Source organism: Haloarcula sp. CGMCC 1.2071, assembly GCF_037078445.1.
In the GTDB taxonomy this organism is placed as follows: domain Archaea; phylum Halobacteriota; class Halobacteria; order Halobacteriales; family Haloarculaceae; genus Haloarcula; species Haloarcula amylolytica.
In genome coordinates this window covers 435,156-455,447 of record NZ_JAYMGY010000001.1, presented here as the reverse complement: position 1 = coordinate 455,447, position 20,292 = coordinate 435,156, and the positions used below count along the sequence as shown (strand labels likewise).

Annotated in this window: 21 protein-coding genes and 1 tRNA gene; 11 read left to right on the top strand and 11 right to left on the bottom strand. The window is 63.9% G+C overall.

The annotated features are described in order from the left end of the window. Window positions 1-28: 28 nt before the first annotated feature. On the bottom strand, window positions 29-1,549 hold the full coding sequence (locus VI234_RS02335) for a sulfite oxidase (protein WP_336329128.1): 1,521 nt from the start codon (window positions 1,547-1,549) through the stop codon (window positions 29-31). Between the two features lie 105 nt (window positions 1,550-1,654). On the opposite strand from VI234_RS02335, the gene VI234_RS02330 reads away from it, so the two are divergent. Then, the gene (locus VI234_RS02330) at window positions 1,655-1,777 is read left to right on the top strand and encodes an HVO_2523 family zinc finger protein (protein ID WP_004591539.1); all 123 of its coding nucleotides are present in this window, start codon (window positions 1,655-1,657) and stop codon (window positions 1,775-1,777) included. A gap of 46 nt (window positions 1,778-1,823) precedes the next feature. Continuing rightward, window positions 1,824-4,403, top strand: coding sequence for a PAS domain S-box protein (locus VI234_RS02325; protein ID WP_336329127.1), 2,580 nt, complete (start codon window positions 1,824-1,826; stop codon window positions 4,401-4,403). Here VI234_RS02325 and VI234_RS02320 read toward each other — a convergent pair. Further along, window positions 4,381-5,040: a TVP38/TMEM64 family protein gene (locus tag VI234_RS02320; protein WP_008312874.1), complete on the bottom strand. Its 660-nt coding sequence runs from the start codon at window positions 5,038-5,040 to the stop codon at window positions 4,381-4,383. The genes VI234_RS02325 and VI234_RS02320 overlap by 23 nt on opposite strands. A 51-nt stretch (window positions 5,041-5,091) precedes the next feature. Between VI234_RS02320 and VI234_RS02315 the strand changes: the two genes are divergently transcribed. Continuing rightward, window positions 5,092-5,481, top strand: a complete 390-nt coding sequence (locus VI234_RS02315) for a DUF5830 family protein (protein WP_008312872.1) — start codon at window positions 5,092-5,094, stop codon at window positions 5,479-5,481. Between the two features lie 201 nt (window positions 5,482-5,682). Here the strand turns inward: VI234_RS02315 and VI234_RS02310 are convergent, their stop codons facing one another. After that, a complete protein-coding gene (locus VI234_RS02310) occupies window positions 5,683-6,693 on the bottom strand; it encodes a DUF7115 domain-containing protein (protein ID WP_336329126.1) in 1,011 nt (336 codons plus the stop codon). A gap of 145 nt (window positions 6,694-6,838) precedes the next feature. Between VI234_RS02310 and VI234_RS02305 the strand changes: the two genes are divergently transcribed. Further along, window positions 6,839-6,983, top strand: a tRNA-Met gene (locus tag VI234_RS02305). Window positions 6,984-7,178: 195 nt separating this feature from the next. On the opposite strand, the gene VI234_RS02300 is transcribed toward VI234_RS02305, so the two are convergent. Further along, complete coding sequence (locus tag VI234_RS02300) at window positions 7,179-7,769, bottom strand: HalX domain-containing protein (protein WP_008312771.1); 591 nt, start codon at window positions 7,767-7,769, stop codon at window positions 7,179-7,181. A gap of 193 nt (window positions 7,770-7,962) precedes the next feature. Here VI234_RS02300 and VI234_RS02295 point away from each other — a divergent pair, with 193 nt between their 5' ends. The 4 genes from VI234_RS02295 to VI234_RS02280 all read left to right on the top strand — a co-directional run bounded on the left by VI234_RS02295 (window position 7,963) and on the right by VI234_RS02280 (window position 10,107). Next, the gene (locus VI234_RS02295; RefSeq protein ID WP_336329125.1) at window positions 7,963-8,400 is read left to right on the top strand and encodes a pyridoxamine 5'-phosphate oxidase family protein; all 438 of its coding nucleotides are present in this window, start codon (window positions 7,963-7,965) and stop codon (window positions 8,398-8,400) included. Between the two features lie 12 nt (window positions 8,401-8,412). Next, entirely contained in the window at window positions 8,413-8,844 is a 432-nt protein-coding gene (locus tag VI234_RS02290; protein WP_193363419.1) for a hypothetical protein, read from the top strand. Window positions 8,845-9,057: 213 nt separating this feature from the next. Then, entirely contained in the window at window positions 9,058-9,303 is a 246-nt protein-coding gene (locus VI234_RS02285) for a hypothetical protein (RefSeq protein ID WP_008312767.1), read from the top strand. A 105-nt stretch (window positions 9,304-9,408) separates the two neighbouring features. Next, window positions 9,409-10,107 carry an SDR family NAD(P)-dependent oxidoreductase gene (locus VI234_RS02280; protein ID WP_008312765.1) on the top strand — a complete coding sequence of 233 codons (699 nt, stop codon included), beginning with the start codon at window positions 9,409-9,411 and terminating at the stop codon, window positions 10,105-10,107. A gap of 20 nt (window positions 10,108-10,127) precedes the next feature. On the opposite strand, the gene VI234_RS02275 is transcribed toward VI234_RS02280, so the two are convergent. Then, window positions 10,128-10,379 carry a hypothetical protein gene (locus tag VI234_RS02275; protein WP_008312763.1) on the bottom strand — a complete coding sequence of 84 codons (252 nt, stop codon included), beginning with the start codon at window positions 10,377-10,379 and terminating at the stop codon, window positions 10,128-10,130. 94 nt (window positions 10,380-10,473) lie between these two features. Here VI234_RS02275 and VI234_RS02270 point away from each other — a divergent pair, with 94 nt between their 5' ends. Together VI234_RS02270 and VI234_RS02265 are read left to right on the top strand one after the other, a co-directional pair. Further along, window positions 10,474-10,710: a DUF7576 family protein gene (locus tag VI234_RS02270; RefSeq protein WP_008312761.1), complete on the top strand. Its 237-nt coding sequence runs from the start codon at window positions 10,474-10,476 to the stop codon at window positions 10,708-10,710. A 48-nt stretch (window positions 10,711-10,758) separates the two neighbouring features. Then, the gene (locus tag VI234_RS02265) at window positions 10,759-11,409 is read left to right on the top strand and encodes a hypothetical protein (protein WP_008312759.1); all 651 of its coding nucleotides are present in this window, start codon (window positions 10,759-10,761) and stop codon (window positions 11,407-11,409) included. 27 nt (window positions 11,410-11,436) lie between these two features. Here the strand turns inward: VI234_RS02265 and VI234_RS02260 are convergent, their stop codons facing one another. The 4 genes from VI234_RS02260 to VI234_RS02245 all read right to left on the bottom strand — a co-directional run bounded on the left by VI234_RS02260 (window position 11,437) and on the right by VI234_RS02245 (window position 17,503). Then, entirely contained in the window at window positions 11,437-12,540 is a 1,104-nt protein-coding gene (locus VI234_RS02260) for a site-2 protease family protein (protein WP_336329124.1), read from the bottom strand. An 87-nt stretch (window positions 12,541-12,627) separates the two neighbouring features. Further along, a complete protein-coding gene (locus VI234_RS02255) occupies window positions 12,628-13,593 on the bottom strand; it encodes a ScpA family protein (RefSeq protein WP_336329123.1) in 966 nt (321 codons plus the stop codon). After that, window positions 13,586-17,179 carry a chromosome segregation protein SMC gene (gene smc / locus VI234_RS02250; protein ID WP_336329122.1) on the bottom strand — a complete coding sequence of 1,198 codons (3,594 nt, stop codon included), beginning with the start codon at window positions 17,177-17,179 and terminating at the stop codon, window positions 13,586-13,588. Before smc ends, VI234_RS02255 begins: the two co-directional genes overlap by 8 nt. Window positions 17,180-17,200: 21 nt before the next feature. Further along, complete coding sequence (locus VI234_RS02245; RefSeq protein WP_008312751.1) at window positions 17,201-17,503, bottom strand: DUF7518 family protein; 303 nt, start codon at window positions 17,501-17,503, stop codon at window positions 17,201-17,203. Between the two features lie 144 nt (window positions 17,504-17,647). On the opposite strand from VI234_RS02245, the gene gatB reads away from it, so the two are divergent. Next, window positions 17,648-19,165 (top strand): Asp-tRNA(Asn)/Glu-tRNA(Gln) amidotransferase subunit GatB, encoded by a 1,518-nt coding sequence (gene gatB, locus VI234_RS02240; RefSeq protein WP_336329121.1) that lies wholly within the window; start codon window positions 17,648-17,650, stop codon window positions 19,163-19,165. Window positions 19,166-19,212: 47 nt separating this feature from the next. On the opposite strand, the gene VI234_RS02235 is transcribed toward gatB, so the two are convergent. Both VI234_RS02235 and VI234_RS02230 read right to left on the bottom strand, forming a co-directional pair. Next, the gene (locus VI234_RS02235; protein ID WP_008312747.1) at window positions 19,213-19,509 is read right to left on the bottom strand and encodes a hypothetical protein; all 297 of its coding nucleotides are present in this window, start codon (window positions 19,507-19,509) and stop codon (window positions 19,213-19,215) included. Between the two features lie 170 nt (window positions 19,510-19,679). Then, on the bottom strand, window positions 19,680-20,225 hold the full coding sequence (locus VI234_RS02230; RefSeq protein ID WP_008312745.1) for a hypothetical protein: 546 nt from the start codon (window positions 20,223-20,225) through the stop codon (window positions 19,680-19,682). Window positions 20,226-20,292: the final 67 nt, after the last annotated feature.

Here is a 20,292-nt window from a genome sequence, read left to right as displayed (position 1 = left end):
TACAGCGGTATGTGCCGCTCGCTTTGCACTACGAATACTGCTTCGACACCCATCCCGAGGGACCGCTGGGATAGGAATCGGTCTCCTCCTCGGGCTGCACCTCGCCGCGCTGGTCGACCATCCGGACGACGACGGTGTGGCCGCCGGACGGTGGGTCGTAGGTGTACTCCCACTGTCGCCACGCGTCCTCTGCGGGGCCGTCGCCGCTGGCGGCCGGCAGTTGGTCCGAGAGCGTCGCGTCCGCCCACGTCTCGCCGCCGTCGGTGGAGACTTCGACGCGCTGGACGCCGTGCAGGCCGGCGTAGGCGTGGCCGCCGATGCGCCGGCGACCGTCCGAAAGCATCGATTCGTAGTGGAGCTTGGCAACCGGATTGACGGGGCCGGTCCCCTGCCAGCCGCGTTTCTCCCAGTAGCCGTCCGCCTCTTCGTCCAGCACTTCGATCTCCGAGAGCCACTTGACGTTGACTTCGCCCCAGTGGCCGGGGACCAGTGCCCGGACGGGGTAGCCGTGGCCGCGCGGGAGGACCTTCCCGTTCATGCCGTAGGCGAGCATCCCGCCCCGGAGCGCGTCGATGGGGAACTCCTCGTAGTAGTCGTCCTCGGCTCGGAGCATGACGCATTCACAGCCGCTCTGGACGCCGGCTTCTTCGAGGAGGCTGTCGACGGGAACGCCAGTCCACAGCGCGGTGTCCGTCTTGTAGCCGTTGAGGCGCTCGCCCACGCAACGGAGCGTAACGAACCGGTTTTCGGCATCCATCTCCAGCAGGTCCGCGTAGGTGAGCGTGACCTCCTCCTCGACGGCGCCGGTGATCGAAAGCGACCAGTCCGGGGCCGAGAGTTCCGGGTCGATAGAGTTGATGTCGACCTCGTAGAAGTTCTCGCTGACCAGCGGGTCGATATCGTCGAAGCCCAGGGAATAGTCCGCTGCGACGGCGAGCTTTTCGTCGATATCGTCGAGATCGGCCCCCGGCGCGTTGAGTGCGGGCGCATCGTCACCCGTCGCGACGACCGACCGCTGGTTGCCAGCCGCGTAGCCGACCGTCGCCGCGCCGACGGCCGCGCCGACCGTCGAGAGCGCCCGCCGCCGTTTCGAGGAGATCGGTGACATCGGACCACCGAATCTGTCGAGTGTCTGTGCGAGTCCGACAACGGCGGCGGCGGGAACCGCCGGACCGGCCGCGAGGACGACCTCGCCGGTGAGGACGACGCTCACGGCCCAGGTCACGACAGCCGTTCCGACGACCGGGAGGGCGCGGTTGTTCGCCAGTTGGCCGGTGAGGATTGCTGCCCTGGCTGCCAGCGCAATGAACAGCCCCGCGAGTCCGATAGCGAGCAGGAGATTGAGCTGTTGGCCGAGGCTGCCGAGCGTCGAGATGGCAGTCGAGACGACGATACCGGGCATCGACCGTGCGAGCGTCCGCTCAATAGGTGAGGCGACGAACGCGGGTGCGTAGCCGGTCACCGCGTAAGAGCCGGCCAGGCCCGCGATGGCGGCGGCAACGCTGACCAGCAGCCGACCGCCGGGCGAGTCGAGGAGGTCGTCAGTCATGACTCAATCGAGGGTCTACCCCGCAAAAGGGATTGTTCCAATTTCGTCCGGATTCCGTTCCGAAACTCCGGAAGACACAAGCGAGCGGAGCTGTTCTACGAAATCATGGACGAGCAGCCCGGGGGTCGGCCCTGCCCGCTCTGTGAACGGGCAATGTACCACCGACACTGCAAGTACGTCTGTCCGGAGCACGGCGTCGTATATGACTGCGCTGACACGTTCTACTGACGATACGCTCGCGGGTTTAATATCTTGGAACAACGAAAGAGGTGATATGAGTGGCCACGGGGGAGAGATTTCGGTGCTGCACGTCGACGACGACCCCGACCTTGGCGATCTCGTGGCGGTCCATCTGGAGCAAACTCACGGTGATATTTCCGTCTGTACCGTGCGAAGCGCGGCAGATGGGTTAGAGCGATTGTCCGAGCGCACGTTCGACTGTGTCGTCAGCGATCACGACATGCCGGGTATGGACGGGCTCGAATTCCTGAAGGTCGTCCGCGAGGAGTACGAGGAGCTACCCTTTATTCTCTTTACTGGCAAAGGAAACGAGGAAATCGCGAGTGATGCCATCTCCGCTGGCGTCACCGAATACCTCCAGAAAGGAGTCGGGACGGACCAGTACACTGTCCTTGCCAACCGTATCGAGCGGGCTGTCGGGGAACGGCGGGCCAAGGCCGCGCTCGAAGAGTCCGAGCGGATGCTGTCGACGCTCATCTCGAACCTGCCGGGGATGGTGTACCGCGCACGGAACGAACCCGATTGGCCGATGGAGTTCGTCAGCGACGGTGCGACGGAGTTAGTCGGCTACAGTTCGGAGGCGCTCGAGAGCGGCGACGTCTCCTGGGGGACGCTGATCAAGGATTCTGAGACGGAGCGTCTCTGGGAGACTGTCCAGACCTGTATCGCCGCCGGCGAACCGTTCGAAGTCTCCTACCAGATCGAGACGGCCGACGGTGAGACCCGCTGGATGTGGGAGCGCGGGCGCGTCGTCGGCACTGACGACGACGGGGTCGAAATCCTCGAAGGGTTCATCACTGACGTAACCGCGCGCGAGGAGCGCGAGCGCGAACTCGCGAATCAGCGGGCATTTACCGAGAAGCTCATCGACTCCGTCGACGATATGTTCTACGTTGTCGGTCCCGATGGCAGTCTGGTCCGATGGAACGACACCGTCTCGTCGGTGACCGGCTACACAAACGAGAAGTTAGCGTCGATGGGCATTGGGGAACTCATCGTGGATTCCGACCACGAGAAATTATGGCGAGTGTTCGAGGAGACGCTGGAGACCGGATACGGAACCGTTGAAGCAGGTGTCGAGACGGCTGACGGCAGGGCGCTCCAGTACGAATTCAAGGGCTCGCTCATCGAAGACGAGCGCGGCGACCTGTTCGGGATTGCCGGTATCGGCCGGGATATCACGGAACGGAAACGCCGGGAACGGGAGCTCAGAGAGTACCGGACGCTGGTCGAAAACGTCGGGGACCCGATGTACGTCCTCGATACTGACGGGACAGTAGAGATGGTAAACGAGGCGATGGCCGCCCATCTGGGGTACGACCGCTCGGAAATCGTCGGCTCGGAACCAGTCCGTTTCATGCCCGAGACGGATGTCGAAAGAGCGACAGCACTCATCTGTGACCTGCTCGACGACGACGAGCGGACGTGGGGGGCCTACGAGATGCGGACGATATCCGCTGACGGGACAGTCCGGATCAACGAGGACAGGATCGCACCGCTGTTCGACGAGGACGGGAACTTCGACGGCTCGGTCGGCGTGATGCGCGAGACGACGGAGCGCAAGCAACGCGAACGGGAACTCGAACGCTACGAGACGATCATCGAGGCCGTCGGCGACCCGGTGTACACCCTCGACGACGAGGGCGTGTTCACCTACGCGAACGAGGCGATAAAGCGACTGACGGGGTTCGAGCCCGACGAACTCGTCGGCGAGCACATCTCCACGATCATGGCCGGCGAGGACATCAACCGCGGCAATGACCTCATCCGGACCATGCTGTCTGACCCGACCCGGCAGAACGTGACCTTCGAAACGGATATCGTCGACCAGAACGGGGCGCACACCCCTATCGAAATCCACATCGCGTTGCTTCCGGCCGCGGACGGGGAGTTCAACGGTACAGCGGGCGTCATCCGCGATATCAGCGACCGGAAAGAGCGAGAGCGACAGCTCGCGGAGTTCGCGTCTGTCGTCAGCCACGACCTGCGAAACCCGCTGAACGTGGTCAAAGGTCGGATATCGGTCGCTCGGACGTCGGGCGACGTCTCGCACCTCGAAGCGGCGGCGTCCGCGGCCGACCGGATGGACGAACTCATCAACGATCTGTTGACGCTCGCCAGACAGGGCGATACGGTCGGCAAGACGACGATGGTCGACCTCGCTGCCCTTGCGAGCCAGGCCTGGGTCGATGTCGAAACCGGCGAGGCCACGCTCGAAAAGCTCGGGACAGCGGCGGTCGAAGCCGACGCGGAACGGCTTCGCACGGTGTTCGAGAACCTGTTCCGGAACAGTGTGGAACATGGCTCCACGAGCAGTCGGACGGAGTCCGACGACAGTGTGGAACACGGACGTTGTGCAGACGGCGCAGCCCCGGTCACTGTCTCCGTCGGAACAACGGACGACGGATTTTACGTCGCCGACGACGGCGTGGGAATCCCACCAGAAGAGCGAGATGACGTGTTCGAGCGCGGCTACACCACGAGCGACACCGGGACCGGGTTCGGGCTGGCAATCGTCGTTGAGGTCGCACAGGCCCACGGCTGGTCTGTGTCGGTGACCGAAAGCGAGGACGGCGGCGCGCGGTTCGAGTTCACGACGAGTTCGGAGCGTTGACGTGGCGGTAGGCCGGCCCCGCGAGCACCAGCACGGCCAGCGCCGCGGAGAACAACAGGACGTGCGGGAGCGCGTCGACACTGAGCCCCGTGAGCGTCAGCGACCGCAGCGACGCGCCCGCGGTGACCTCGACCGCGACCCACGGAATTTCGCCGAGGAACGTCCCGACCGCAAAGGAGCGCGGCGAGACGCGGGCGAACCCGGCTCCATAAGAGACGGGGTCCGCAGGCACCGGTGAGAGCCGTGCCGCGAGCACCCCCCGCGTCTCGCCGGTCACCTCGATAATCCGGCGGCCTGAGTCGCCCAGCCAGCCGAACATCCCGCCCTGTTCGCCGGCCCGGAGCGCGAACCGGTAGGGGATGAGGCAGGTGACGAGTGCGCCCATCAGTGCGACCGGGAAGCCGTATTTGACACCGAGGACGAACCCGACGAACGCGGACAGCGGCATCGTCGGCCACGCGAAGAACGGGCGAACTAGGTACAGCCCGACGATGACGCCGGCGAGGTAGACAGGGTGGTCGGCGAGATGCGTCGTCTGGGCCACTACCCGCTCGGGGGTGAGCAGCGTTGTCGCGACGGCGACGACTACCACCAGCCCGGCAGTCCCGACCAGTTGTCGCTTCGCGAGGCGGTCCATCTACCCAATTGAGCGGTAGCAATCGACAAACGCTTTGTGGTATCTTTTAGGTTGTTCGGGGTTGAATCGGCGATTGTGTCCGAGAGGCGTGATCCGGTCGAACTCGGCGTCGAACTGCTCGCCCATCTGGAACACGGGGAGCTGTCCGTCGCCGACGCGCTCGACCGTATCGAGACAGTGACGACCAACCCACAGGTCCAGCGCGAGATACTCGATACTGCAGTGATGCGTGGCCTCATCGAGCGCGAGAACGGTGTCGTTCGCCCGCGGTCACAGGGGTCGTACGTGAACTTCGACAGCGACGTCGTCGTTCGCGAGGGGGAGTTTTCGTGTCAGCGCTGTGGCGCAGCTATCAGTACTGGCCACTTCGTCCAGTTCGACGGCGGCGAACTGGGACCGTTCGGGTCGACGTGTATTCGGAAAGTGTTAGGGCGGGAGTAGCGAGGGGCGCGAGCGAAGCGAGCGGCCCTCGGAATTACGAGCGGCGAACGAAGTGAGCGGCCCTCGTTGATGCGAACGGCGACGGGAGGAGCCGTGAGCAGCGCAATAGCGGAGCGACCCTGGTGGCAGCGAGGTCGTGGCCGCGGTCACCACGTTAGATAAACGTCCCCAAACACACGAGTGCAGTCAAAAACAGATGCCTCAGCGGCCCTGGCGGAGTTCCTTGATGAGCTGTTTGATGGTGCGCTCCTGCTTCTGGAGCTGTTCGTTCTGGGCCTCGACAGCGGCGGTCAGTTCGGCGACCTGTGCTTCGAGGTCAGCGACATCGGGGTCTGCCGAGGTGTCCGGCTCGACCGAGTCGGTGCCTATGTCAGAGGTGTCACTGGGTTGGGTTTCCGTCGTGGCTTCGGCGGCAGTTCCCTGCTCAGTGGTCGATGCGGTCGCGGCCTGCGTGCTGGCGCTCGCGGTTTCAGCCTCAGAACCGTCACCGCTCTCCTCATCATTGCTCACAAGCGGGTCGATACCGGATTCGAGGCCGAGCCCGTTGCCCGCATCTGTGGCGCTCTCTTCGGGGTCCGCTCCGACCTTGGCGTTGAGCTCAGCGAGCGAACCGACCTCGTGGTACGCAAAGAGGGCCTCTTCGAGCGTTTTCCGGACCATCGGTGCCTGCTCGGACGGCGCCTTGATGCGCTCTGGCCGCTCGTTGAACGAGAGGACGACAGCCGTAGCGACGCTGCCCTCCTCGAACTCAAGGCCGGTCACGTCGTCGAAGGAGAACGCCTCGTAGTCGGCGTCCCAGGTGACGTTGCCGATGTGCTTGAGTAGCTGGCGGTCGGTAACGACCAGCGTTAGTTCGCTGAACCGGAACACGCCAGCGAGACTCTCGTCGGGTGCGATACCGCCGGAGACGGTGAGCTTCCCTTCGAGCAGCCGTTCGAGGACGGCGTCGCCGCGGCTGCCGGGCACGGACAGTTCGAGTTTCTCACTAGTGTAGATGAGCGAGAACTTGGTCTTGCGCCGGCCTTCCGAAACCGTGAGCCGTTCGAAATCGTGCGGATAGCTGGCGACCTTCTCGTCGCTGAGAAGGCCTTCACCGCGGTAGACGAGCGTCCGGGTCGGTGTGAAACAGGCCGCGTCTTCGTCGCCGAGGTTGACACCGCCCCGGATCTCCTCGTCCCCGAGTTCCTGCTGGACGAGGTCTGGTATCTCCATACTGCCTGCATACCTGCGTGGTGGCTTAAATCCGCGGGTCGATTATCAGCACCGATCAGGTGGACACAGCGTGGGACTGTGCCACAGTCCCGGCAGAGATGAGAACCTTCAAGACGGCTAACGGCCAACGGCTGAATGCACCCGCGCCCGGGTGGCTTAGCTGGACATAGCGCCGCACTCATAGGGTCTTTCGACTCATGCGGCAGTGCACCCGTCATGACCCCGGGGCGCTCGTCACGCCCCAGACCTGGGCCATGCGGAGATCGAGGGTTCGGAGCCCTCCCCGGGCATTTTCCAGATCACATCGGCCAGCAGCCAGCAGCATCACTGGCCCGTGCCGAACAAACGGTACGCGACTAGCCCGAGCAGGGCTGTTCCGAGTGATCAGACGGTATCCTCGCCGAGTCGCTCCCGAACGCTGTCGTGCTTGTCACGACTGTTTGGAGACGTAGATGGTAGTTTCGTGGGAAAAGAACCGCCAGCGGTCAGCCAGACGAGAGGCCGCCGCCGGGGAACTCCTGAAACACGGCCTCGAAGTCGTCGATCTCTGCGGCCGTGGAATCGGCTGTCTCGCGGAGTTCTTCGAGTCGCTCGCTGACAGTCCGGTACTCGTCGCTGGCTTCCAGTTGCGCGGTGTTCTTCTGCGTTTCCAGCGTCGCCTTCTTCGAGGCCACGGCGAAGTACTCCTGCACCTGATCGTCGTACGTGGTCCGGACGAGCATCTCCGAGACGGTGTCGAGGAGGTCCTCGCGGCTGACCGGCTTAGTCAGGTACTCGTCGAAGGGCATCTCGACGATGTCGAAGTCCGGGTCGACGGCCGTTACCATCACTACCGCCGGGTCGATACCCCGTTCCGCGATGGTATCGAGGACTTCGTCACCGCTCATATCGGGCATCTGCCGGTCCAGAAAGACGACGTCGACGGACGCGTCGACTAACTGGAGCGCTTCCGTACCGCTGTGTGCGGTCCGAACGTCGTGTGCGGTCAGCAGCCACGTCGAATACAGATCCGCGATATCTTGTTCATCGTCGACGACGAGCACCGTTGCCTCCTCCGTCTCACCACGCTTTTGCACTTGTTATCCCTCCTGTCGACTCACGTACTGCTCTCACGGTGACTTTCCCGAACAGCAAGATAAAGGTACCCAGCATATTATCGATTCTGAGAATACTGCAGTTGGTCTGTTGACTTTTTCATGGAGGCGTGCTGTCACAAGGCAGTGACTTATCCCAGAGATGTTAACATAGCGGCGACCGTACCCTGTGTGTATGGTGACCGTCTCCGGACCGTGGACGAGCGGGGAGATGGAACAGTTTCTCAGCGCCGAAACGGTTCCACTCCGTCTCGGGTGCCGAACTCCAGCAGACAGGCCCTGGATGCTCTCGCTCTGGTACCGATTCGTTGACGGTATCTTCGAGTGTGCGACCGGGGCAGACGCAGCGGTTGTCGACTACCTCGACTATGACGACGACGTGTCATTCGAAGTCTCGACGAACGAGCCGCCGTACCGCGGCGTCAGAGGCAATGGCACAGCGACGATGACAACAGACGAGGACAAGACGGTGCTCACCGACCTGCTGCACCGCTACCTCGGCGGGACCGACTCACCACTGGCCGAACGACTGCTCGCACCCGACCGCCGCGAGATCCAGATCACGATCACGCCCGACCGTCTCCACACCTGGGACTATAGCAACCGGATGTAACTGCCTGAACCAATGGGACCCACAGACTCAGCCATGGACACTGACCCGACAGACATCAAATCAATCGCGATAAGCGCCACCGACCTCGTCGCAGCTATTGAAGCGACTGCAGACGAATCAGAGACCGTGTTGCGCGTCACACCACCGTTCAGCGGCCGGATGCGGGCGCGTCTCCACGTCGTTCAGCCCGACGACGACGATGACACGGTTCACATAGAGCCCGACTCACTGCTGACTACGGATGCACCGTCGTATCCGACGCCCGATGACACCGCCGACGAACTCCGGGCTCACGACGATGAGACGTACTCGGTGGAGCGCCATCGGACCTACCACGAGCAGCGACTCGCCGAGTGGCGGGAGTCGCTTCCGGACCACGTCGTCGATAGCACGACACTAAGCGACACAGCGCACGACGTAACTGTGTCACTACTCGGACCGTAATCGGTCGTACACGTCCACCGGAGGCGTTACCGGGACTGGGAGTGTTACAGTAGGTCATACCACAGCTACACCGCCAATAAAACGTCTAAGCGTCTTTTAGCCGGTAATAAAATGAACGGCTAGGGGCCGCTGTGCGTGAAACGAAGCGAAACGGGCGGAAACCTCTAGAGGTTATAAGCTATCTCCAGTAGAAGCCGTGGATAGGTCCCCCATATGTCAAGTTCGTCCGCATACGAATTACTCGCCCAGTTTGATGAGTCCGTACCGGAGTTCGACGAGTCACTCGTCTCCGCCGTTCGAGGTATCGCGTTCTGGACGGCGATTGCGCTCCCGTTTTTATATCTCCCGCTACTGATTACCGGCCTGAACTCCGGGGCGACGCGGATCGCGTTCGTCGCGCTCGTCGTCTTCAACGCCGTGACGCTGCGTATCGGCCACGCACACGGTGGAGACGACTGACACGGAACCCTATGATACCAGGCATTACCGTAGATAGTGCGGCCCTCCTCCCCGCAGTGCCGCTGTGACCATACTTTCATCCACCCGGTAGTCGTTCGTGTGCATATGTCACGGACAGCAGTCATTGCAGGCGTCGGTCCGGGCCTCGGGGAGTCACTGGCCAGAACATTCATCGACGAAGGCTGTCAGGTCGGCCTGTTCGCCCGGTCGGCGTCGTATCTGGAGTCACTGTCGGCAGACCTCGGTGACAACGCGCTCGCAGTACAGACTGATATTACCAGCCCGGACCAGGTTGCGGCAGGCTTCGAGCAGGTCCGGGACGAGTTCGGCCCTGTCGACGTGCTCGTGAACCACGCCAGCGGCGGCGCGTGGAAAGGCATACAGGAGATCACACACGACGAGTTCCAGCACGCGCTCGCCGTCGGCCCGGCGGGCGGGCTGGCCTGTTCGCAGGAGGCCGTCGACGACATGCTGACGGGTGACGGCGGGACGATCATCTTCACCGGTGCGACATCCGCCGTCCGGGGCCGCGACGGCGCAGTCGGGTTCAGCGCCGCCAAGTTCGCCGTCCGCGGGCTGGCCGAATCGATGGCCCGGGAACTCGGTCCCGAAGGCATCCACGTCGCCCACGTCGTCATCGACGGTCAGATTCTCCCGCCGAGCGCCGCCGACGCAGCTGACCGCGACACACAGTCGTATCTTGACCCGGACGAAATCGCTCAGTCGTACTGGCATCTCGTCGAACAGGACCGCTCGGCGTGGACGCTGGAACTCGACCTCCGCCCCCACGTCGAAGCGTTCTGAGCGTCTCACCTCCGTTCCGGCTACTCTTCGAGGAGGTCGACCCACTCTCTGAGCGGCCCCCGAATACCGTCGACTGAGATCGTCATGTCGCCGTCGAACCGCCACGTCGCCTGCGGGGAGTCCGAGCCGAATCGCATCGGAATAGAGACCGACAGATCATCGGCCGTGACGTGGAGCGCCTCGTCGCGATCAACCGTCTCGTCGAGCAGCCGTTCGACGGCCAGGCGGAGCTGTTCCGGGTCCGGGTCCGGGAGGTCCGTGGATTGACTCATACCTGTGGCTTAGAGCCGAGGCTACCTCCGTGTTGCGTCGGAGCAGTCAGTTTGTCCCCGTCATTTAGGGGTGTGTAGTCCTCAGACTGTGCCGATGGAGTTGGACACGCCGTACGCCCTCGGGGGGACCTACTACGTCGAGACGGTATCCGTCGGAAAACGGACGGACGACGAGACGGTGCGCGATTGCGTGGTCTGTGGCGGCCATGTCTACGCTGACGACTGGCATCTCGTCGTCGGAGTCCTGGATACAGCCTGCGGACGACAGCGCCACCACCACTGTAGCGACGACTGCCTGACCGACTGGCTCAAACTCATGACAGCTGCCTGAGCGTCAGTGAGTCCGCGGAGTCTTGACGGTGGAACCCGTCGGGCAGATATGGACGAGCGTACGGGCGTATTCAGGGTCTACCGCGTCGTCGAAGCGGTCCCGCACATCAATTTATTTGACACCGACGCGACGCGGCTCTACACGGTGTATCAGTCCGGCTACGGCGAACGCCAGCCAGCAGTCGACGACCTCCGGACGGGCGACCGCGTCGAGGCGACGCTCGGCGGTGATCCCGACGATTCGGACGAGGCCTGGTCGCTACTTTCCTTCGAGCGGCTCGACCGCGTCGCGATGGACTTTGCTGTGGATGCTGAAGTCCCAGCAGTGGCGGCCGACCTCTGGGAACCGGGGCTCGAACGCCCGGCAAGCGCCGTGCTCGAAGAGGACGGCGAGCCGGTCGCGGAGTGTTTCGTGCAGCCGCGCGCGCCGCTGCCCGGCGGCACGTTCGTCCCGAGCGTGCTCACCGGCCTCGTGCCGATGGAATCACTGCTGACCGACCTCCCCGGTATCGGCGAACCGCCGACAGACGCTATCTTCATCGACCCCGACCCGCCCGATGCCGACTCGTACGCCCGCCCCTACGGCGTCGCCGTGCTGTTCACCGCCGCCGCTGATGACCTACTCGCTGAGTTCCGGGACCGATATGATCTCTCTGCCGACACGGACAACAGACCCGAGTACGACCCGTACGGGCTGTAAGGGGTCGGTGGGGCGGTCCACAGGAGCCTACATCGTGATGACGAGCGGCACCGGAACGAAACAGAGCATGCCCAGAACGAACGTGACCAGGCCGATAGCCCAGCGGCCCGGCCCCAGCGGCGTCTCGTCCAGCGGCGTCGCCGACCCGAGCCGACCGAACACCAGCGCCAGGAGCCCCCAGAACGCCCACAGTCCGGCTGCGCGACCCCCCTCAAAGGCGACGAGGTAGCCCGCGAGCCCGAACAGGGCAACGGGGACGGCTAGCTGGACCAGCGACAGGCGGTCGCCGAACAGCGAGCGGGCGACGTGTGCGCCGTCGAGTTGACCGACCGGCAGAAGGTTCAGGAAGGTCACGAACGCCCCCACCCAGCCGCCGATGACGACCGGGTTCGGGAGGAGCTGCGGGTTCGCGTACTCCAGTTGTTCACCCATCACCGCCGCGATGCCCTGCAACAGCAGCGGGTAGCCGAGTTCGATGTTCGTGACGATGCCGCGGGTTACCTCCACCGGCGGGAGCGTCACGCCGATGGCGGTCACGACGACTGTCGCGGCGAGGCCCGCCAGCGGACCGGCGACGCCGATGTCGAACAGCGCCTTCCGGTCGGGGATGTGGTCGTTCATGCTGATGACCGCGCCCAGCGTCCCGAGCACGTTCGGGAACGGCAGGAAGTACGGCAGGCTCGCCTCGACCTCGTGGTAGCGGCTCATGACGTAGTGGCCGAACTCGTGAATCGCAAGGATTCCCAGTGCAGCGGCGGCGAAGGGCCACGCCTCGAGCATGGCTGTCGGCTCGTCGAGCACAGACAGCCCGTACCAGCGGGTCCCGGCGTACAGCGTCGACAACAGCGTCAGGACGGCGAGCCCGACGTTCAGCCACGGGATGCCATCGACGCCGAGCGACCGCTCCCGCGCGATCAGGACCCACTCGCCCATCTCCCGCTTGAGCGTGACGCGATACCCGCGCTGACGGAACGCCGGTGCGATGCGGTGGATGACCTGTTCGGACTCGGTCATCGGCTCGCCGTAATACCGGACGCCGTCCTCGGCGGTCCTGTCGACCTCGTAGACGTAGAACGAGTCTGCGAGCGCTTCCGGGTCCGGTAACTCCGGCGGCGAGGACTGGGTCGCCATTACTCGCGTTTGGGGTTCGACCCGTTTGAACCTGTTTGCCGCGGCACTAGAAGAGGGACACACCGCCAATAGAGGACTCGGAGGGCGTTAGTCCGCGACAGCCTCGTCCGACCCGGTCGCAGCGCTGGGGTCCTGAATCCAGAGGTCGCCGAAAAGGTCGTCCTGCTGGAGGCGGACCTGGCCGCGGTGGGCAAGAAAGAGGAGGCCGAGGAACGTCTCGACGCGGGTCCCGCCGGCGGTGTCGACCTCGCGGTACAGCACCTCCTCGCGGCCCTGGTCGTACTGCTCGCGGACGGCGTCGTGCACGTTGGCGATGATGTCGTCGATGTTCTCGGCGTGGGCCGTCCCGGTCACGTCCGCCGCTGACGGCTCCTCGTCCAGCCGCATGTCGTCGGCCCCGCGGTAGTCCAGTTCCTGCGTCCCGCGGTCGTACCCGCTCGGGGAGTCGCTGGTGTCGTACTCGCGGGACTCCTTCCACCACGATTCGCGCTCGGCGTCGCGGAGGTCCCGAACGAGTTCGTCGAGCGTCTGTGGCATCCCACGGGCACGCCGGCGTTCGAGCCGGCGGTCCATCTCCGATTCCAGCGCGGCGAAGGGATCCGGGTCCTCGATGGGTGCGTCCTCGTGCATCGCCTGCTCCCACGGCTCGGCCGGCTCCTCCTCGTCGTCGCCCTCGCCCAGCATCGCGTCGCTTTTCATCCGGATGAGGACGCTCGCGTAGAACAGCGCCCGGCCCGACGTGCGCAGGTCCGCGTCGTCGATGCGCTGGAGGAACTTGTCAGTGACCCGTACCACGTCGATGTCCCACGGGTCGATTTCGCCGTCGTCCGCGAGCTGGACCAGTACCTCGACCGGTTCGACGTCCTCGTCCTCGCTGTCGTCGTCCGAGTCGCTTTCGGGGCCGCCCTGCTCGGGAGAGGCATCATCTGAATCGGGGGAGTCGCCCAGCAGCGCCGCCGCATCACCTGATTCGCCGGGCGGCTCACGGTCCTCGTGGCCGGTAATGTTGAGTGGAATGTCATCCGCTTGCCTTTCAACCCCTTCATCAGTCATCGGCTGGTACCTCCTCGTCACCGTCATCTGTGCCCTCACCGGAGAGGTCAATCCCAGTCACGGCGCTCACGTTGTCGCCCTGCATCATCACCCCGATAGCGCGCTCGGACCGCTCGAGCATGGCCGAGCGGTGTGAAACGACGACGAACTGGGCGTCGCCGGCGAGTTCGTCCACCAGCTCGCCGACGAGGTCGGCGTTGGCCGCGTCGAGGAAGGCGTCGACCTCGTCAAGCGCGTAGAACGGCGCGGGGTTGTGCCGCTGGATGGCGAAGATGAACGCCAGCGCCGTCAGCGACTTCTCGCCGCCGGACATCGCGTTCAGGCGCTGAATCGGCTTGTCGCCCGGCTGGGCCTTCATCGTCAGCCCGCCCTCGAAGGGGTCGTCCTCGTCTTCGAGGTGGAGGTGGCCGGTGCCGTTCGAGAGCCGCTCGAAGATGTTCTGGAACTGGTCGTTGATCTCCGTGAACGACTCCATGAACGTCTCCTTCTTGCGCGCCTCGTAGGTGTCGATGCGCTCGCGGATGCCGTCGGCCTCCTCGACCAGCGTCGCCTTCTTGTCTTCGAGTTCCTGCAGGTCGTCGTTCACCCGGTCGTACTCCTCGATGGCGCGCATGTTGACCGGCTCCAGCTTCTCCATCTCCGTCTCCAGCCGGTCGATCTCCTGCTCGACCGTGTCGTGGTCAGGCACGTCCTCGGGGTCGTAGTCGCCGACCTGCGCTTCGAGTTCGTCGATTTCCCACTCCAGGCGCTCCTGGGTTTCCTGCTCGGATTCGAGGTCCCGCTCGATTTCGGAGACTGCGGCCTGTTGCTCGTCGCGGGCCTCTTTGGCCTCCTGCAGGTCGTCTTTCAGCTCCTCGCGTTCGGCCTTGAGTTCGGCCAGCTCCTCCTCCAAATCGGCGACAGCCTGCTCCTTCTCTGTTTTCAGCTCCTGTTTCTCGGCGACCTTCGCTTCGAGGTCCTCGATGCGCTCCTCGTGTTCGGTCTTGCGGTTCTGGGCCGCCTCGATGTCGTCGTGGAGGTCCTCGATGGCATCCTCGGCGTACTGCTTTTCGAGTTCGTATTCGTTGAGTTCCGCGTCGAGTTCGCTTTGCCGGCCCTCCAGCGCGTCGATGTCGTCCTTGATGGACTCGCGCTGGTCCGTCAGGTCCGGCAGTTCCGAATCCTCGACCTCGGCTTCGAGGTCGTCGATATCGCTCTGGAGCGCGTCGATTTCCTCGGTCTTTTCCTCGATGTCGGCCTCCAGTTCGTCCATCTGGTCGGCCACGTCCTCGCGCTCGTCGGCGATCTCTTCGAGGTCGGCTTCCAGCTGTTCGATACGGTCGCGGGTGTCTTCGAGGGCAGTCTGCTTGCGCTCGATGCTCGTCTCGATGTCCCGGACCTGCTCGGTCGCGTCGGATTCGCGGTCGCGGGCGTCGTCGAGGCGCTCCTCCACGTCCCGCAGGTCCTCGCGAACGTCCGCGCGCTCGTCTTCGAGTTCGTTGATGCGCGTGGCGACCCGTTCAAGCTTGCCCGCGCCACCCGAGAAGGAGTAGCGCGTGCCCGAGGAGGAGCCCCCGGTCATCGCGCCGGACTTCTCGACGAGGTCGCCGTCGAGCGTGACCATCCGGTAGTCGCCCATCAGGTCGCGAGCGGTGTCCATGCTGTCGACGACGACGGTGTCGCCGAGCACGTACGAGAAGATGCCCGCGTACTCGCGGTCGAAGTCGACGAGGTTGTACGCGAAGTCGATGACGCCGTCGGCGCTGGGCAGCGACCCCAGCGACCGGTTCTGCATCTGCGTGATCGGCAGGAACGTCGCCCGGCCGGCGCTGCGGGATTTGAGGTACTCGATACAGCGCTGGCCGACGCTGTCGTCGTCGACGACGACGTGGGCGAGCCGCCCGCCGGCGGCCGTCTCACAGGCCGTGGCATACTCTGGGTCGACCCCGCCGAGTTGGCCGACGGTCCCATGGACGCCGTCCTGGCCGGCGTTGAGAATCGCCGTCACCGCGCGGCCGTACGAGGAGTCGCCGTCTTCACCGGCTTTCGCCTCTAGCTGGGCGTACTCCTGCTGTTTCGCGCTGATTTCGTCTTCGAGTTCGTCGAGGTCCGACTGGAGTTCCCGCTTCTCGGCCCGGAGGTCGTCGACGACCTCGCCGATGGTGGCCTTGTTCTGCTTTGCTTTCTCCAGTTCCGTCTCTAAGTCCTCGATATCGGCTTCGAGGTCGGGAATCTCGGCTTCCGCGTCTTCGATGGCTTCACGCTTCTCGTCCTCGGCGTTCGAGCGCCGGCGGGCCTCGTCGAGCAGGCGGTCCTGCTCGCGCTGGAGGTCGTTCTTCTCGCTTTTGAGCGTCTCCAGCCGCGAGCGCTTCTCCTCCAGTTCGTCCTTGACCTCCTGAAACTCCTCGCCGACCTCGTCGATGCGCTGCTGGACCTCCGCGAGTTCGGACTCCTTCTCGGCGATGTCGGCTTTGACGTTGGATTTGGCGACCTTCGTCTCGCGGATGTCGCTTTCGAGGTCGTCGATGGTCTCCTGCTTGCGGTCGATCTGGACGAACGCCTGCCGGCGCTCGTTCTCGGCGGCCTCGACGGTCTCCTCGGCGGACTCGATCTTGTCCTCCAGACGGGAGATGTCGCCTTTGATCTCCTCTATCTCGCGCTTGATGGCGAGCTGTTCGTCCTCGCCCTTGCGCTCGATCTCCTGATTGAGTTCGTGGAGCTCGTCTTCCAGCCGGATAACCGCGCCCTTGCGCTCGTCGAGTTCGGTCTGCAGTTCTTGGAGTTCCGCTTCCAGCTCGTCGATAGTTTCCTCGACGGCCGCCAGTTCCTCGCGTTTGTCTTCGAGTTCGGCGGCTTTGCGATAGCCTTCGTACTCCTCTTTCTCGTCGCGGAGGTCCTGGTATTTGAGCGCCGTCTCCCGCTCGTCTTCGAGCTGGTCGAGGCGCTCCTGTTTCTCCTCGATGCGGAGCTCGGCCTCGTCGATGCGCTCCTGAACGACCTCCAGTTCGTCGAACGCGTCGGCCTTCTTCGCGTCGAACTGGGCGACGCCGGCGATCTCGTCGATGATCTCCCGACGGGAGCCGGCGGTCATGTTGATGATCTCGGTCACGTCGCCCTGCATGACGACGTTGTATCCCTCCGGCGTCACGCCCGCCTGCGCGAGGAGGTCCTGAATGTCCGAGAGGTTGACCGAGCGGCCGTTGATGTAGTAATAGGAGTAGTAGTTGTCCTCGGTCTCCTTGACCCGGCGCTTGATGGCGATCTCGTCCACGTCGCCCACGTCCTCGGTGCCGGCGGCGTTGACGACCTGTGAACGTGACAGCGTCCGGTCGTCGTTTGCCAGAATTACCTCGACACTGGCCTGCCGTTCGCCGTCGTACTCGGCGTCTTCGTCGGCGTGGCCGGGGTTGTAGATGAGGTCAGTCAGCTTCTCGGCGCGGATACCCGAGGTGCGAGCGAGTCCGAGCGCGAACAGAATCGCGTCGATGATGTTGGACTTGCCCGAGCCGTTCGGGCCGCTGATAGTGGTAAAGTCTTCGTAGAACGGGATTCGGGTCTTGCGTCCGAAGCTCTTGAAATTGTCGAGGACGAGCTCTTTGATATGCATGCGGTGGTATGGCCGACAGCCCTACGCGACGATGATGTCGGACTCCGAGTCCTCCTCGGTCTCGGTCTCCGACGCGGCCTCGGCTTCCTCCCTGTTATCAACCTCGTCGGTATCCTCGGTGTTAGGTGTGTCGGCCTCCGTCGGGGTAGCGGCCGATTCCTCCGAGTCGGACTCGTCAGCGCTGAATCCGTTGTCTTCGTCGACGCTGGCTTCGAGTTCACGGATGCGGACCTTGCATTCGACGAGTTCGTCGGTCAGTCCTTCGACCGACGCTTCCAGTTCTCTGACGCGCGTTTCGAGTTCCTCGACTCGGTTGCCGCACATATCCGTAACCCAGCCATTGTGGACACTTATACCTACGTCAGACATTGGCAGTCCGAGTGATACGTCCGGTCCGATGGATCGAGTCCCCTCCCGACACTGTACAGGGTCGTTAGCCTTTAGCCACGCGCCACCGAATCCCGGACAATGACTGCGCAAGCGTCCGAAGCCCGCGAGCTCGCGGCCGTCATCGGGCTGGAGGTCCACGTCCAGCTCGAGACGGAGACGAAGATCTTCTGTGGCTGTTCGACCGACGTGGCCGATGCCGAACCTAACACCCACACCTGCCCGGTGTGTCTTGGCCTTCCCGGCGCGCTCCCGGTCATCAACGAGGGGGCGGTCGAGGCCGCCGTGAAGGTCGGCAAGGCCATCGACGCCGACATCCCGGAGGAGACCACCTTCCACCGGAAGAACTACTACTACCCCGATCTCCCGAAGAACTTCCAGATCACGCAGTACGACTCGCCCATCTGCCAGGACGGCGAACTCGAATTTTCCGTCGAGAGCGAGCGCCGCAGCGTCGACATCCGCCGGGCGCACCTCGAAGAGGACCCCGGCTCAATCAAGCACGTCCGAGAGGGCACCGGGCCGCTGGAGTCCCGAACCTGCTCCATCGAGCGCGCGGACTACACTCTCATCGACTACAACCGCGCCGGGACGCCGCTGATGGAGATCGTCACGGAACCGGACTTCCGCGCGCCGGGCGAGGTCCGGTCGTTCCTCGAAAAGCTCGAAGAAGTGCTTGAGTACCTGGGCGTGTTCGACGCGACGCGGGACGGCAGCCTCCGCATCGACGCGAACCTCTCCATGGTCGACGCCAGCGAGGTGGACGACGACGGTGACATCGACGAATCCGTCCTCGAAGACGCCAACCGCACCGAGGTCAAGAACATCTCCAGTCACAAGGGCGCGGAGCAGGCGCTCTCCTTCGAGGCCTCCCGCCAGCGGAAGCTCATCCAGTCGGGCCGCGCCGTCGAGCAGGAGACCCGCCACTTCAACGAAACGCACGGCAACACGGTGTCGATGCGCTCGAAGGAAGAGGAGAAAGACTACCGCTACTTCCGGGAGGCCGACCTGCCGCCGCTTCGCGTGAGCCACTGGAAGGACGAGGTCCCGATTCCGGAACTCCCCGACGCCCGCCGCGAGCGGTTCGTCGCGGAGTACGGCCTCAGCGAGGAAGCCGCCTCGAAGCTCACGAGCACGAAGCAGGTGGCGGACTTCTTCGAGGACGTGGCCGAGCGCTTCGACGCCAACCTCGCTGCGACCTGGGTCGCCGACAATCTACTCGGCGAACTGAACTACCGCGACATGGCCATCACCGATATCGACGACCGCTTCGACGAAGTGACCCGGCTCGTCGAACTCGTCGCCGAGGACGATATCACGGCGAAAAACGCGCACGAGACCGTGCTTCGGGAGATGCTCGACACGGGCGACGGCCCCGACGCTGTCGTCGACCGCGAAGGGCTTGGCAAGACCTCCGGCGACGAGGTCCAGCAGGTTGTCGTGGACGCCATCGACGAAAACCCCGACGCCGTCGAGGACTACCATAACGGCGAGGACGGCGCAATCAACTTCCTCGTCGGGCAGGTCATGCAAAAGACCGGCGGGAGCGCCGACCCCGGCGACGTGAACGGGCTGCTTCGCGAGGAGTTGGAGAGCTAAGACAGCGTCCTACTCGGCCTGCGCGGCACAGTGGTGAGTTGTCACAGTCACCGCTGTGGCCAGTCGGCCGGCAGTTCATCAGCGTGGTTCTCGAGCAGGTCGAGCATCGGTTCGATTTCGTCGAATCGCTGGCCCCGCGATACTTCATCGGCCGCTCGGTCCCAGTCGATGTATGCCAGACTGGCCAGCCGCGGCAGGTCGTCGTGGCGGAGTTCGGTTTCGGTGTTTCTGGCCCCGGCACTTCTGGGGAGAAAGTCGACAATCGGCCGTGGACTACTCTGTTTTACCATAAACAGAATCATTCGTCGACGGCGGGTAAACAACGCCTCGAACACCCGGTCCATCCCTGGGTCCCATATCACATCCGGGATAGAGGTTTCCATCCTGTAACAAGAGACATACTATTGATGATAAATGTCACGATACCGCCGTTTCCTTGCCGAATCGATCCTGAATCGTACAGGTGAATTTGATTTGAGAGGCCGGCCCGATAGCCGCTACGCTGAGCTGCGTGCTACGATTCGCTCGACGCGTTCGACTCGACGCTCTCGCGCCGCTCGCCCGGGATGATCGCGGGGTCCTTCCACAGCAGCGTGACGAATATCGCAGCGGCGAGGGCTTCGAGGGTCTTGATAGCTGATTCGGTCGGTTCAGTGTTGAAATGGTCTAGTATCAGCAACGCGGTACTCCCGCCGTGGTGTCCGCCGCCACCGGACGACGGTGCAGAGAACCCCTCGACGAGGAAGGCACCGTGTCCAGTAGCGTGCCAGAACACCCAGCCGGCGATGGACGTGATCATGAGGAGCGTCCCGGCGATGTAGGCGTTCCGCAGGCCGATGACGCCCCGGGTGATGAGATACGGGCCGGCGAGCAACACCGCGGCGAAGGCGACAAACAGGAACGGGCGGGGGTCCGGCGGGAGCCCCTGTCCCAACAGTCCCTCGATCGCCTGCGCGTAGATGATGCTTCGCGGGAGACCCCACCAGAGGTGAAACGCCGCCGTCGAGAAGACGAGTGCGGCGGCGGTTCCGCGGAGGAGTTTGGTCGTCCGGCGATCCATACCGGCAGTCGGGGTGGCAGTGGCAAGAGTGCATCGAAGTGATAAGTGCCGCCGGTTACGGCGGCAG